This window comes from Janthinobacterium sp. GW821-FHT03A03 (genome assembly GCF_059421435.1).
In genome coordinates, this window is the sequence record NZ_JBWKUZ010000001.1 from 1,194,740 (window position 1) to 1,208,002 (window position 13,263).

Genomic DNA, 13,263 nt, shown 5'->3' on the forward strand with positions numbered 1-13,263 from the left:
GTAAGGCAGTGGCCATGGATCTCAATCCCAAGCACACGGAAGCGTTCCGCGCCGTCGTCGAAACGGGCAGCTTCGAACAGGCCGCGCTGCGGTTGCACCTGACGTCTCCCGCCATTTCCCAGCGCGTGCGGGCGCTGGAAAGCCAGCTGGGCAATGCCTTGGTCGTACGCAGCCGTCCCGCGCGCGCCACGCGCATGGGCCAGCGCCTGATGCAGTATCTGAAGCGGGCCAAGCTGCTGGAAGCGGACTTGCAGGCGGAACTGGCGGTGCAGCAGGATGCCCCGCTGACCCTGGTGCTGGCGCTGAACGCCGATTCGATGGGCACCTGGTTCTTCCCCGCCCTGTCCGAGGTGCTGATACGCGAGCGCGTGCTGCTGGACCTGACCGTGGAAGACCAGGACCACACCTATACTTTGCTGGAGACGGGCATGGCGATCGGCTGCATCAGCACGGAAGCCAAACCCATGCGCGGGTGCACCGCCGAGCCGCTGGGCGTGATGCGCTACTGGCTGGTGGCCACGCCCGCGTTCCGCCAGCAGTGGTTCGCGCACGGGCTGACGCGCAAGGCGGCGCGCACGGCGCCCGTCGTCGCCTACACGCGCAAGGACACCCTGCAGTCGTCGTTCCTGCAGGAGGCGCTGGGGCTACCGGAAGGCGCCTACCCCTGCCATTACGTGCCGGGCGCCACCTCGCACTTCAACGCCATCCGCTACGGCCTCGGCTACGGCATGGTGCCGGAGTTGCTGCTGAAGGCGAACACGGATGGCGAGCTGGTGGAAATGCTCACGCCCAAGAGCCCGGCCGATGTGGCCCTGTACTGGCACACGTGGAAGGTGCAGTCGCCGCGCATGGAGCAACTGTCGCGGCACATCATCGCCGCGGCGCGCAAGATCTTGAAATAGCGATCGCTGCATGCCCCAGCGTTTCAAGGTGACGCGCTCCAGGCGGCCGCGCGACGGCGGCCGTTCGATGGTGACGCAGGCCAGCCCGTCCAGCAAACGAGGCATTTCTCTATGGATATGCACGGCGCGTTGCGCCACGCTGCAACAGCGGCTGTCGCACAATGGCACAGCAGTAACGGTTTTGCCCGGAAATGGCGCTAGCACGCAACTTGCTTATCTACCAATCTTCAATCGTTGACCAGGAAAACCATGCCCACTCTCGCCCTCTTGCTCGCTCTGCTGCTCGCTGCGCCCTCCCATGCCCAGGAGAGCCAGGATGAAGGCGATCTCAGCTACAAAGCCTATGTACACAGCGACAAGCGCATCAAATGCCTGTACGGCTATGCGGCCGACAAGACGGGCGACCATGCAGCGGCCGTCGCCATCTTTGAAGACTGCATCCGGCGCTGGAATGATGTGTATTCGATGATTTGGCTGGCCCAGCTGTATGAAACGGGCATCGGCGTGACTAAGGATCTGGCGCAGGCGACGGCGCTGATGCGGCGCGGCGCCCATGTGAATGATGATGCCGCCTATGCGCGGCTGGCGCGCTATCACTATGGCGTGGCGCTGGCCGAAGGCCGGGGCACGCCGCAAGACATTCCTCAGGCAAAAACCTGGCTGCGCCGGGCGGCGCAGGAAGGCGTGCGGGAGGCGGCCGATTACCTGGCCCGCCTCGACGGCGCCGCGCCATAGACGCGGCGCCGGCGTCGCTTACGCGATTGCTTCGTAGCGCGCCAGGCGCGTCGCCATGCGCGGCGCCAGCTCGTGGCCGGCCGTGACCGTCACTTCCAGGTCGTTCAGCAAGCCATCCTTCAAGCCGTAGACCCAGCCATGGACGCTGAGTTCCTGGCCCCGTTCCCACGCATCTTGCACGACGGTGGTCTGGCACACGTTCAAGACTTGTTCCACCACATTCAGCTCGCACAGGCGGTCGCCGCGCTGGCGGCTCGTCAGTACGTCGCCCAGGTAGCGTTCGTGCTTCTGGCCCACGTCCTGCACATGGCGCAGCCAGTTGTCGACCAGGCCGATGCGCGTGCCCGTCATGGCCGCATGCACGCCTTTGCAGCCATAATGACCGACGATGATGACATGTTTGACTTTCAGCACGTCCACGGCAAATTGCAGGACGGACAGGCAATTGAGGTCGGAATGCACGACCACATTGGCGATATTGCGGTGCACAAACACGTCGCCAGGCGCCATGCCCAGCAGTTCGTTGGCGGGAACGCGGCTGTCGGAGCAGCCGATCCACAGGTATTCGGGCGATGTCTGCGCTTCCAGGTTCTTGAAGAAGTTCGGGTCTTTTGCCACCATCGAGTCGGCCCAGCGGCGGTTACGCTGCAGCAGTTCCGCCAGGGCCGGGCCATTTTTCGGTTCGGTCATATCGCTCCCATTGTGTAAGTACGACTGCATTGACGGCAGATCGCGCCCATAGGCCGGCGATGTGCGCACATTTCTCAGTCGTAGTGAAAAAAACGCCGGGATGTTGAAGCATCCCGGCGCATGGTATTACGTGTGCTTACTCAAAAAAATCCTTGACCTTGTCTTTCCAGGTCTTGCTTTGCGGACTGTGCTTGGCACCGCCCTCGGTCGTCGACTTTTCAAAGTCGCGCAGCAGGTCTTTCTGTTTTTCCGTCAGTTTCACGGGTGTTTCGATGGCCACGTGGCAGAACAGGTCGCCCGCATAACCGGAGCGCACGCCCTTGATGCCCTTGCCTTTCAGGCGGAAGGTCTTGCCCGACTGGGTGCCTTCCGGGATCGTGAACGACACTTTGCCGTTCAGGGTCGGCACTTCGATTTCGCCGCCCAGGGCCGCCTTGGCGAACGAGATCGGCATTTCGCAATGCAGGTCGTCGCCTTCGCGCTGGAACACGGCGTGCGGCTTGATGTGGATTTCCACATACAGGTCGCCCGACGGACCGCCATTCGTGCCCGGTTCGCCGTTGCCGGACGAACGGATACGCATGCCGTTATCGATACCGACTGGAATTTTCACTTCCAGGGTCTTGTTGCGCTTGATGCGACCGGCGCCGCCGCACGGCGTGCACGGGTCGGTGATGACCTTGCCGCTGCCATGGCATTTCGGGCAGGTTTGCTGGATGCTGAAGAAACCTTGCTGCATGCGCACCTGGCCGTGGCCACCGCAAGTACCGCAGGTGGTCGGCGACGTGCCCGGCTTGGCGCCGCTGCCGTGGCAAGTGTCGCACTTGTCCCAGCTCGGCACGCGAATCGTCGTGTCGAAGCCGTGAGCAGCTTGCTCCAGTGTAATTTCCAGGTTGTAGCGCAAGTCGGCGCCACGGTACACCTGCGGCCCCGCATTGCGGCTGCGTCCACCGCCGCCGCCAAAGATGTCGCCGAAGATATCGCCGAAGCTGTCGGCAAAGCCGCCAGCACCGCCGCCGAAGCCGCCACCGCCGCCCATGTTCGGGTCCACGCCGGCGTGACCATAGCGGTCATACGCATCGCGCTTTTCCGGATTGGTCAGCATCTCGTAGGCTTCTTTGACTTCCTTAAACTTTTCTTCCGATTCCTTGCTATCCGGATTGCGGTCCGGATGGTATTTCATCGCCAGTTTACGGTAAGACTTTTTGATCTCTTCTTCCGAAGCATTTTTTGCGACACCGAGTGTCTCGTAAAAATCACGCTTTGCCATGTTGTCGGCACCTTGCAGTCTATCTACTGATGTAAAAATTACACGAAAAAGCCGAGTCGAGTGCCGCGCTAGGCGCAGCGACTCGGCTCGGCCGGTCTTCGCGGCTAATCCCGCGATGTAGCGTTCAGCCCGGCTGCCCCCAGTTCATGGGAGCGCAAGACAATTACTTGCTGTCTTTGACTTCCTTGAAGTCAGCGTCGACAACGTCGTCCTGCTTGGCGCCTGCATCCGATGCGCCAGCGGCTTGCTGAGCACCTTCCGCGCCGCCGGCAGCTTGCTGCGCTTGCATGTCGGCATACATTTTTTCGCCCAGTTTCTGCGATGCGCTCGACAGTGCTTCCACCTTGGCGTCGATCTCAGCCTTGTCGCCGGCCTTGATGCTTGCTTCCAGGTCGGTGATCGCCGCTTCGATCTTCTCTTTCTCGCCCGCGTCCAGCTTGTCGCCGTATTCGGTCAAGGATTTCCGGGTCGAGTGTACCAGAGCATCGGCCTGGTTGCGCGACTCGGCCAATTCTTTGACCTTCTTGTCTTCTTCCGCGTTCAACTCGGCGTCTTTCACCATCTTCTGGATTTCAGCCTCGGTCAAGCCGGAATTGGCCTTGATCGTGATCTTGTTTTCCTTGCCGGTGGCCTTGTCTTTGGCGCCGACGTGCAAGATGCCGTTGGCGTCGATGTCGAAGGTCACTTCGATCTGTGGCGTGCCGCGTGCTGCTGGCGGGATGCCTTCCAGATTGAATTCGCCCAGGCCCTTGTTGCCGGCGGCGATTTCGCGCTCACCCTGGAAGACCTTGATGGTCACCGCAGGCTGGTTGTCGTCGGCCGTCGAGAAAACCTGGCTGAACTTGGTCGGAATCGTCGTGTTTTTGTGGATCATCTTGGTCATCACACCGCCCAGGGTTTCGATCCCCAGGGACAGAGGAGTGACGTCCAGCAACAGCAAGTCCTTGCGTTCGCCCGACAGGACCGAACCTTGAATGGCTGCGCCCACGGCGACGGCTTCGTCCGGGTTCACGTCCTTGCGTGGATCCTTGCCGAAGAATTCCTTCACTTTTTCCTGCACCTTCGGCATACGGGTCATGCCGCCGACCAGGATGATGTCATCGATGTCCGACACTTTCACGCCAGCATCTTTGATAGCGGTGCGGCATGGTTCCATCGTGGCCGTGATCAGCTCTTCCACCAGCGATTCCAGCTTGGCGCGGGTCATCTTCAGGTTCAAGTGGACCGGTGCGCCATTCGCCATGGCGATGTACGGCTCGTTGATCTCGGTTTGTTGCGACGACGACAACTCGATCTTCGCGCGCTCGGCCGAAGCCTTGATGCGCTGCAGGGCGATCGGATCTTTTTTCAGGTCGATGCCGTTGATCTTCTTGAACTCGTCGATGATGTAATCGATGACGCGCTGGTCGAAGTCTTCGCCGCCCAGGAAGGTGTCGCCGTTGGTCGACAGCACTTCAAATTGTTTCTCACCATCAACATCCGCGATTTCGATGATCGACACGTCGAACGTACCGCCACCCAAGTCATACACGGCGATTTTACGGTCGCCTTTTTCGGTCTTGTCCAGGCCGAATGCCAGCGCTGCCGCGGTTGGCTCGTTGATGATGCGCTTGACGTCCAGGCCGGCGATACGGCCGGCATCCTTGGTAGCCTGGCGCTGCGAGTCATTGAAGTAGGCAGGCACGGTGATGACGGCTTCGGTGACTTCTTCGCCGAGGTAGTCTTCTGCCGTTTTCTTCATCTTGCGCAGGACTTCAGCCGAAATTTGCGGCGGCGCCAGTTTTTTGTCGCGCACGCCGATCCATGCATCGCCGTTGTCGGCTTTCATGATTTGGTAAGGCATCAGGCCGATGTCTTTTTGTACTTCTTTTTCGTCGAACTTGCGACCGATCAAACGCTTCACTGCGTACAGCGTGTTTTTCGGGTTGGTCACGGCCTGGCGTTTCGCCGGCGCGCCGACGAGGATCTCGCCATCTTCTTGATAAGCAATAATCGACGGCGTCGTGCGTGCGCCTTCAGCGTTTTCGATTACCTTTGGTTGACCGTTTTCCATGATGGAAACGCAGGAATTCGTGGTTCCCAGATCGATACCGATAATTCTACCCATGATTTTTTCCTTTTATTTGCTAGATTTCAGATGGTTCTTATATGTGGCAAAGCGGCATGGTTTCAAGGCTTGCTTGATGCCGCGCTCTGATTATTTTGCTTGCGCGGTGGTGACAATGGCCGGACGCAACAGGCGGTCCGCAATCATATAGCCCTTTTGCAAGACTGACACGATGGTATTGGCTTCCTGTTCCGCTGGCACCACGGCAACAGCCTGGTGTTTCATCGGATCGAGCTTCTCGCCCTGCACTGGCAGCACTTCCACCAGGCGATTGCGCTCGAACGCGGCGTTCAGTTGCTTCAGGGTCATCTCGACGCCTTCTTTCAGCGATTCGATGGTCGGTGCTTCCACCGTCAGCGCCGTTTCCAGGCTGTCTTTCACCGGCACCATGGCTTCGGCAAAGCTTTCCACTGCGAATTTATGCGCTTTAGCAACATCTTCCTGCGCGCGGCGGCGGATATTTTCGCCATCGGCCTTGGCGCGCATGAAGGCATCGTGCATCTCTGCAAGACGCGCTTCGGTACTCGCCAGCTGCTCTTCCAAAGTAGGCTCTGCGGGAGTCGATGGGGCAGTCGCCGCGGCGTCCGCTTGCGGATTAGGTACAGCTTGGTTTTCCTGATCTTGCATCTGAAAAGCTCCTACAATCAATGACTTAAATGAGTTAGTCTAACTATCTTTACAACACTAACGGGCAGATGGGGCTATATCCTATTGTTTCAAGGGGTATTCATGGTCAAACCAGGGATAACATCGTTCCATGTTACAGCTTATTACAAAGCACTTCCCATTTCGGGCCGCGATCCGTGCGCGCCCCCTTGATTTTCCAGGCTTCCCACGACAAAGCGGGCATTCTACCAGCCCCGCCGCAGCCGTCGCCACTGGCAGCGTTGCTATATGGATAGTCTGTTGGCCGCGCCAGACATGACAAAGCCGCGCAAGCGCGGCTTTTATTACTAAAAAACAATTCTCTTCAATTCGCCGCCCCCAGGCCCAGGGCCGCCGCGCGCGCCTGCGCGCCCGCTTTCTTGTCCGCTTCGCGCTGCGGCGCCGTCTTCATCGTCGGCCAGCCGATCATGTGCTGCTCGGCAATTTCCGCCATGCCGGCGATCCAGGCCGGCGTTTCATTCAGGCAAGCGATATAGTGAAACTGCTGGCCGCCGGCCGTTTCGAAATCATGCTTCGCTTCCATGGCGATCTCTTCCAGGGTTTCCAGGCAATCGCTGGTAAAGCCGGGACACAGCAGGTCGACACGCTTGATGCCCTGTTGCGCCAGCGCCACCAGGGTGGGCGCCGTGTACGGCTGCAGCCATTCGGCCTTGCCGAAGCGCGACTGGAAGGTCACCACATATTGCTCTTTAGTTAATTTCAACTTTTCCGCCAGCAAGCGCGCCGTTTTCAGGCACTGGCAATGGTAGGGGTCGCCCAGCAGCAAAGTACGCTTCGGCACGCCATGGAAACTCATCACCAGTTTTTCCGGACGGCCATGCGCTTCCCAGTGGTTGAGCACGGAATCGCGCAAGGCGTCGATATACGTGTCGTGCTCGTGATATTGCTTGATAAAACGCAATTCCGGCACATTGCGCACGGTGGCGTAATGGGCGAATACGGCGTCGTAGATGGAACCCGTCGTCGTACCCGAATATTGCGGATACGCGGGCAGGATGGCGATGCGCTCGCAGCCTTCGCTTTTCAGCTGGGCCAGCACCTCGGGCAAGGAAGGCAAACCGTAGCGCATGGCCATGGCCACCGTCACACCGTCATGGCCCCGCTCGGCCAGGGCGCCGGCCAGCAATTTCGCCTGCTTTTGCGTATGCACTTTCAGGGGCGAGCCGTCGCGCGTCCAGATCGACGCGTATTTTTTGGCCGACTGGCCCGAGCGGAACGGCAAAATGATCAGGTTCAGGATGAACCACCAGACCAGGCGGGGAATTTCCACCACGCGCGGATCCGACAGGAATTGTTTCAGGTAGCGCCGCACGGCCGACGACGTGGGCGCATCGGGCGTGCCCAGGTTGACCAGCACCACGGCGCTGCGGTCGATGCTGCCATGCGTGTACGGCGGTTCAGTTTGAAATGACATGAAGGTTCTTCGAAGGCGTTGGAGGGATTAGTCGACCATTATAGTTACATTGCGTCAACATCGGGAAAGATGGAAAGGAACGGCATAAGGCTAACTGCCATTCTCACCAGACCGGTTTACGCTAACAACGCCTAACAAAACCGTAGCGAGCGGCAGCGAGGCTCGGCGCCCCCGTTGGCCTGAGAAGCGCAGCTCTGCGAAGCACGGGACCGCCGAGGCAGTGAGCATCGCAGGCCGCAAATCGCGACGCGCAGTAGGTTTGGTTAGGTGTACTAGATAGCCAGCAACTCGCGCGCATGCTTGCGCGTGGTGGCCGTGATTTCCAGGCCGCCCAGCATGCGCGCCACTTCTTCCACGCGGGCCTTGGCGTCGAGCATGTCGATGCGCGACGCCGTCTTGCCGTTGTCCAGGGTACTTTTTGCCACCTGGAAATGCTGATTGGCCTGGCTGGCCACCTGCGGCAAATGGGTCACGCACAGCACCTGCCGTCCCTGCCCCAGGCGTTTTAATAGCCGTCCCACGACTTCGGCGACGGCGCCGCCGATGCCGCTGTCGACCTCGTCGAAGATCAGGGTCGGCGTGGTGGTGGCGTGCGAGGTGATGACGGAAATGGCCAGCGCGATGCGCGCCAGTTCGCCGCCGGACGCCACTTTCGCCAGCGAACGGGGCGCCGTGCCCGCGTGGCCGGCGACGAGGAATTCCACTTGTTCGAGGCCATGCGCGGCCGGTACGCACGGGTGCAGGGCGATCTCGAAGCTGCCGCCCGTCATGCTCAGGTCCTGCATGGCGCGCGTGACGGCTTGCCCCAGCTCCAGGGCGGCGGCGCGGCGCGTGGCGGACAATCGTTCGGCCACGGCGCGGTACTCGGCTTCGATCTTCGCTTCCTGGCGCAGCAAGCCCTCGATATCGGAAGCGTCGGCCAGGTGCTGCAGCTTTTCCGACAGCTTGGCATGTTCTTCAGGCAACTCTTCGGGCGTGACGCGGAATTTGCGGGCCGTGCTGTGCATGGCTTCCATGCGCGCGTCGAGCTGGTGCAAACGCTCCGGGTCGAGCTCCACGCGGTCCAGGTAATTGTTCAGCGCGTACACGGATTCCTGCAGCTGGATGCGCGACGATTCGATCAGGTCGACGATCGGCTGCAGTTCCGCATCGACGGAGACGAGCTTGCCCAGCTTCTGGTTCAGGGCTGACAATTGCGACACGATGGGGTGGTCTTCCGACTCGGAAATGAGGGACAAGGCTTCCTGCGCCCCTTCCAGCAGGCTGGCCGCGTGCGACAGGCGGCTGTGCTCGTTCGTGATCTCCGTCCATTCGCCCGGCTTGGCGGCCAGTTTTTCCAGTTCGCCGACTTGCCACTCCAGGCGTTCGCGCTCGTACAGCACGTTGGCGGCATTCGTTTCAAACTCTTCTCTCTGGCGCACGAGGGCGCGCCAGCGCTTGTGCAGGGCCGCCACTTGCCGCGCGTCCTGTTCCGACCCCGCTTCGCGCGCCGTCGCCTGGCCGTCGAGCAAGGCGCGCTGCGCTTCGCTCTTCAGCAAGGACTGGTGCGCGTGCTGGCCGTGGATGTCGACCAGCATGTCGCCCAGCTCGCGCAATTGCGCCGCCGTGGCGGGAATGCCGTTGATGTACGCCTTCGAGCGGCCCGCATTGTCGATCACGCGGCGCAGCAGGGCGCCGCCATCGTCGTTGGCGAATTCATTGGCCACCAGCCAGGCTTGCGCCACCTCGCTGACGGAGAAATCGGCCGTGATGTCGGCCTTGGCCGCGCCTTCGCGCACCACGCTGGCGTCGCCGCGCCCGCCCAGCGCCAGGGTCAGCGCATCGATGAGGATGGACTTGCCGGCCCCCGTCTCGCCCGTCAGCACGCTGAAGCCGGCGGAAAATTCCAGTTCAATGGTATCGACAATGACAAAATCGCGAATGGACAGTGTATGGAGCATGGCTTCAGTGGTTAGGCGGCGCACCGCGGGTTGACGTGGAGAAACTATTAGCTGAGCTTGCCCTCGCCCGACGGGTACTCATTCCAGTGCAGTTTTTCACGCAGGGTGTTGTAGTAGCTCCACCCCTCCGGATGCAGGAAGGTAATCGTGTGCGGCGAACGGCGAATGAGGATGCGGTCTTGCTGGACCAGGCTGGCAAAGGTCTGCATGTCGAAGTTGACGCTGATATCGCGCCCGCGCACGATTTCCACGACGATCTGGCTGGAATCGGGCAGGACGATGGGGCGGTTCGACAGCGCATGCGGGGCGATCGGCACGAGCACGATGCCGCCCAGGGTCGGGTGCAGCAGCGGGCCGCCGGCCGACAGCGCATACGCGGTCGAGCCGGTGGGCGTGGCGATGATCAGGCCGTCTGAGCGCTGGTTGTACATGAAGTGGCCGTCGACCTCGACGCGCAGTTCGGCCATGCCGGCGCCGCCGCCGCGCGAGACGACGACATCGTTGACGGCCATGCCCACGTGAATCGACTCGCCGTCGCGCAGCACGCTGCCTTCGAGCAAAGTGCGGCGTTCGGCCTTGAAGCGGCCGCCAAGGATTTGCGCCAGGACAGGCAGCATGCGCTCGAGCGGGATATCCGTCATGAAGCCCAGCCGCCCTTGATTGATACCGATCAAAGGAACATCGAATGGCGCCAGCTGGCGCGCGATACCGAGCATGGTGCCGTCGCCGCCCATGACGATGGCGCAATCGGCGGCGGCGCCGATTTCGGCGGGCGACATGGCGTGCACGCCGGGAAACGCCAGGTTCAGATGCGCGGCCGTCTCCGCCTCGAAGACCACCGTGTGGCCCAGCACTTGCAGGAAATCGACGATGCTTTTAACGGGTTCGGCAATGCCATCCGTATTCTGGCGCACGACCAGGGCGATGGTCTTGGCGCCCAGGTTGAAGCGCTCGCCCGGGGCTGGCAAGGTCGCGGCTGGCTGTTCGGCTCGCTGGTCGGCGTAGTTATCGACGGGCATAAAAATCTCGGTAGTGAATTCGGTGGCAAGCCGCCCCCTGGCTGTCGCGTCGCATGCCGCCATCGCATAATACTGTATATATGAACAGTATAGTGCGCTTGCCGCATGCCTGCAAGGGGCGTTCTCGGTGTTGCACGCAGTGTAGCGCAGAAAAAGAATCGTCCATGCGTGCGCCAGCGCTCCATTGCCGGGCAAATCCGCTTGCGTGGTCCCGCCGGCGGCGGGACACTGGCGGGACGTCATTCTTTCCTTCAGGAGGCCATATGGTTGCCCAACATAGCGAACGCAAGATCAACACGGATGAAAAGGTGAAAAATGACGGTATCGACCGCCTGCCGCACGAGCGCGATGAGGCGCCCGACGCGCAAAACGTGCGCCCGCGCAAGATCATGCGGCAGGCGGCCAGCGACCTGGAGCAAGGCCTGGTCGATACGGACCGCCGCGCCCAGCCCGGCGTGGAAAAGGTCAAGCCCACCGCGCCGCAGCAGGCCCGCCCCGACCCGCAACTGGAACCAAAAAAGGCGCGCTGACTCCAACTGTCACGCCCCGCTACGCGCACTGCGCATGTTATGGAGTACGCCATGCACCGTTACGTCAGTTCATTCCTGCTGGCCGCTGTCTGCGGCACTCATCTCGCCCACGCCCAGGCGCCCGCCATGCCCGTAGGTTTCGGCCCGCAGCCCGCGCTGCCCGCGCCGGACAAGCAACTGATTCCCACCGTCAACGTAGCACCCGTGCAGCGCTGGACGACCGGAGAGCGCCCGGCTGTCGCGGCGGGGCTGGCCATCCGCGCCTATGCGCGCGGGCTCGACCATCCACGCTGGCTGTACGTCTTGCCGAACGGCGACGTGCTCGTGGCGGAAACGAATGCCCCGCCGAAACCGGACGACAGCAAGGGCATCAAGGGCGCCATCATGCAGATGCAGATGAAAAAAGCGGGCGCCGCCACGCCCAGCGCCAACCGCATCACCCTGCTGCGCGGCATCGATAGCAACGGCGCGGCGCAAACGCGCAGCATCTTCCTGCAAGGCTTGCACTCGCCATTCGGCATGGCCCTGGTCGGCAACGATCTGTACATCGCCAACGCGGACGCCCTCGTGCGCTTTCCCTACGAAACAGGTCAGACCGCCATCACGGCCGCCGGCACCAAGGTAATGGATTTGCCGGGAGGCCCCATCAATCATCACTGGACCAAGAACGTCGTCGCCAGCCCCGACGGCAAGTTTCTCTATATTGCCGTCGGGTCGAACAGCAATGCGGGCGAAAACGGCATGGCGGCCGAACAGGGCCGCGCCGCCATCTGGCAATTCACCCGCGCCACGGGCAAGGTGCGCGTGTATGCGACGGGCTTGCGCAATCCCGTGGGAATGGCCTGGCAACCCGGGACGGGCGCCCTGTGGACGGCCGTCAATGAGCGCGACGAACTGGGCGACGACCTCGTACCCGACTACATGACCTCCGTCAAGGATGGCGCGTTTTACGGCTGGCCCTACAGTTACTTCGGCCAGCATGTCGATGCGCGGATCCAGCCGCCCCGTCCCGAACTGGTCGCCACGGCTGTTGCCCCCGACTATGCGCTCGGTGCGCACACGGCCTCGCTGGGCCTGGCGTTTTATGACGGCAGCTTGCTGCCCGAACGCTACCGGGGCGGCGCCTTCATCGGCCAGCACGGTTCATGGAACCGCAAGCCCTACAGCGGCTATAAAGTCATCTTTGTTCCGTTTGCCGATGGCGTGCCCAGCGGTCCTCCGCAGGACGTCGTCGCCGGCTTCCTCGACAAGGCTGGCCATGCGCATGGGCGCCCCGTCGGCGTGGCCGTCGACAAGGCCGGCGCGCTGCTGGTGGCGGACGACGTGGGCAATGTCGTCTGGCGCGTGACGCCGGCGCCGTGAGCGGCGATGCCCCGCCGCGCATGCCCCCCTGTGTGGCGCAACGAACGGAAGCGCCAGGGCGGGACGTGCATGATGGGCGCTCGAACCACGCAAGGAGTACATCATGAAAAAAACAGGATCAGCCGTCTGGAGTGGCGGCCTTAAGGATGGCAAAGGATTCATCTCCACCGAAAGCGGTGCGCTCGACAATGTGGCCTATGGTTTCAACACGCGCTTCGAAGACGGTCCCGGCAGCAATCCGGAAGAACTGATCGGCGCGGCCCATGCGGCCTGCTTCACCATGGCCCTGTCCGGCCAGCTGGGCGAGGCTGGCTTGCGCGCCACGGCCCTGAAAACCACAGCCGATGTCAGCCTGGAAAAAATCGATGGCAGCTATGCCATCACGGCCGTCCACCTGACCCTGGTGGCCACCATTCCCGGCGCCAGCGACGAAGCGTTCCAGGACGCGGCCCTGCGCGCCAAGCTCGGCTGCCCCGTGTCCAAATTGCTGGCCACGGAAATCACCCTGGACGCCCATCTGGAGTAATTCCAGAGGGACCAAGGTCACCGTCCGCTGCCGTCGCATCACCGGGCGGCAGGGGCGGTCTCGGCACGAAAGCCGCAAAACGCATAAAATCCTGCCATTCCC

General features: G+C 61.8%; 12 protein-coding genes. 5 read left to right on the top strand and 7 right to left on the bottom strand.

The window, feature by feature from the left end; genetic code table 11:
* Nucleotides 1-8 precede the first annotated feature (8 nt).
* On the top strand, nucleotides 9-902 hold the full coding sequence (locus AC07VI_RS05450; RefSeq protein ID WP_492996029.1) for an HTH-type transcriptional regulator ArgP: 894 nt from the start codon (nucleotides 9-11) through the stop codon (nucleotides 900-902).
* 249 nt (nucleotides 903-1,151) lie between these two features.
* On the top strand, nucleotides 1,152-1,637 hold the full coding sequence (locus AC07VI_RS05455; protein WP_086147260.1) for a tetratricopeptide repeat protein: 486 nt from the start codon (nucleotides 1,152-1,154) through the stop codon (nucleotides 1,635-1,637).
* A gap of 18 nt (nucleotides 1,638-1,655) precedes the next feature.
* Here AC07VI_RS05455 and can read toward each other — a convergent pair whose 3' ends face one another.
* The 7 genes from can to AC07VI_RS05490 form a co-directional block, all read right to left on the bottom strand.
* Complete coding sequence (gene can / locus AC07VI_RS05460) at nucleotides 1,656-2,327, bottom strand: carbonate dehydratase (protein WP_086147259.1); 672 nt, start codon at nucleotides 2,325-2,327, stop codon at nucleotides 1,656-1,658.
* Between the two features lie 136 nt (nucleotides 2,328-2,463).
* Nucleotides 2,464-3,597, bottom strand: a complete 1,134-nt coding sequence (gene dnaJ / locus AC07VI_RS05465; RefSeq protein ID WP_086147258.1) for a molecular chaperone DnaJ — start codon at nucleotides 3,595-3,597, stop codon at nucleotides 2,464-2,466.
* A gap of 163 nt (nucleotides 3,598-3,760) precedes the next feature.
* Nucleotides 3,761-5,704, bottom strand: a complete 1,944-nt coding sequence (gene dnaK / locus AC07VI_RS05470; RefSeq protein ID WP_086147257.1) for a molecular chaperone DnaK — start codon at nucleotides 5,702-5,704, stop codon at nucleotides 3,761-3,763.
* Nucleotides 5,705-5,794: 90 nt separating this feature from the next.
* Nucleotides 5,795-6,331 carry a nucleotide exchange factor GrpE gene (gene grpE, locus AC07VI_RS05475; RefSeq protein ID WP_034788734.1) on the bottom strand — a complete coding sequence of 179 codons (537 nt, stop codon included), beginning with the start codon at nucleotides 6,329-6,331 and terminating at the stop codon, nucleotides 5,795-5,797.
* Nucleotides 6,332-6,674: 343 nt separating this feature from the next.
* Entirely contained in the window at nucleotides 6,675-7,784 is a 1,110-nt protein-coding gene (gene hemH / locus AC07VI_RS05480) for a ferrochelatase (protein WP_492996033.1), read from the bottom strand.
* Between the two features lie 272 nt (nucleotides 7,785-8,056).
* On the bottom strand, nucleotides 8,057-9,724 hold the full coding sequence (gene recN / locus AC07VI_RS05485) for a DNA repair protein RecN (RefSeq protein WP_086147255.1): 1,668 nt from the start codon (nucleotides 9,722-9,724) through the stop codon (nucleotides 8,057-8,059).
* A gap of 47 nt (nucleotides 9,725-9,771) precedes the next feature.
* The gene (locus AC07VI_RS05490) at nucleotides 9,772-10,743 is read right to left on the bottom strand and encodes an NAD kinase (protein WP_226935448.1); all 972 of its coding nucleotides are present in this window, start codon (nucleotides 10,741-10,743) and stop codon (nucleotides 9,772-9,774) included.
* A 263-nt stretch (nucleotides 10,744-11,006) separates the two neighbouring features.
* Here AC07VI_RS05490 and AC07VI_RS05495 point away from each other — a divergent pair, with 263 nt between their 5' ends.
* The 3 genes from AC07VI_RS05495 to AC07VI_RS05505 all read left to right on the top strand — a co-directional run bounded on the left by AC07VI_RS05495 (nucleotide 11,007) and on the right by AC07VI_RS05505 (nucleotide 13,161).
* Nucleotides 11,007-11,273, top strand: a complete 267-nt coding sequence (locus AC07VI_RS05495; RefSeq protein ID WP_086147254.1) for a hypothetical protein — start codon at nucleotides 11,007-11,009, stop codon at nucleotides 11,271-11,273.
* Between the two features lie 51 nt (nucleotides 11,274-11,324).
* Nucleotides 11,325-12,635: a PQQ-dependent sugar dehydrogenase gene (locus AC07VI_RS05500; protein ID WP_492996036.1), complete on the top strand. Its 1,311-nt coding sequence runs from the start codon at nucleotides 11,325-11,327 to the stop codon at nucleotides 12,633-12,635.
* 103 nt (nucleotides 12,636-12,738) lie between these two features.
* The gene (locus AC07VI_RS05505) at nucleotides 12,739-13,161 is read left to right on the top strand and encodes an OsmC family protein (protein WP_086147252.1); all 423 of its coding nucleotides are present in this window, start codon (nucleotides 12,739-12,741) and stop codon (nucleotides 13,159-13,161) included.
* Nucleotides 13,162-13,263 lie beyond the last annotated feature (102 nt).

Excerpts from the sequence above, each read along its gene's own strand:
- AC07VI_RS05455 (WP_086147260.1), top strand. The coding sequence starts at position 1,152 with ATGCCCACTCTCGCCCTCTTGCTCGCTCTGCTGCTCGCTGCGCCCTCC.
- AC07VI_RS05490 (WP_226935448.1), bottom strand. The coding sequence starts at position 10,743 with ATGCCCGTCGATAACTACGCCGACCAGCGAGCCGAACAGCCAGCCGCG.
- can (WP_086147259.1), bottom strand. The coding sequence starts at position 2,327 with ATGACCGAACCGAAAAATGGCCCGGCCCTGGCGGAACTGCTGCAGCGT.
- AC07VI_RS05505 (WP_086147252.1), top strand. The coding sequence starts at position 12,739 with ATGAAAAAAACAGGATCAGCCGTCTGGAGTGGCGGCCTTAAGGATGGC.
- grpE (WP_034788734.1), bottom strand. The coding sequence starts at position 6,331 with ATGCAAGATCAGGAAAACCAAGCTGTACCTAATCCGCAAGCGGACGCC.
- recN (WP_086147255.1), bottom strand. The coding sequence starts at position 9,724 with ATGCTCCATACACTGTCCATTCGCGATTTTGTCATTGTCGATACCATT.
- dnaJ (WP_086147258.1), bottom strand. The coding sequence starts at position 3,597 with ATGGCAAAGCGTGATTTTTACGAGACACTCGGTGTCGCAAAAAATGCT.
- AC07VI_RS05495 (WP_086147254.1), top strand. The coding sequence starts at position 11,007 with ATGGTTGCCCAACATAGCGAACGCAAGATCAACACGGATGAAAAGGTG.
- dnaK (WP_086147257.1), bottom strand. The coding sequence starts at position 5,704 with ATGGGTAGAATTATCGGTATCGATCTGGGAACCACGAATTCCTGCGTT.
- AC07VI_RS05500 (WP_492996036.1), top strand. The coding sequence starts at position 11,325 with ATGCACCGTTACGTCAGTTCATTCCTGCTGGCCGCTGTCTGCGGCACT.
- hemH (WP_492996033.1), bottom strand. The coding sequence starts at position 7,784 with ATGTCATTTCAAACTGAACCGCCGTACACGCATGGCAGCATCGACCGC.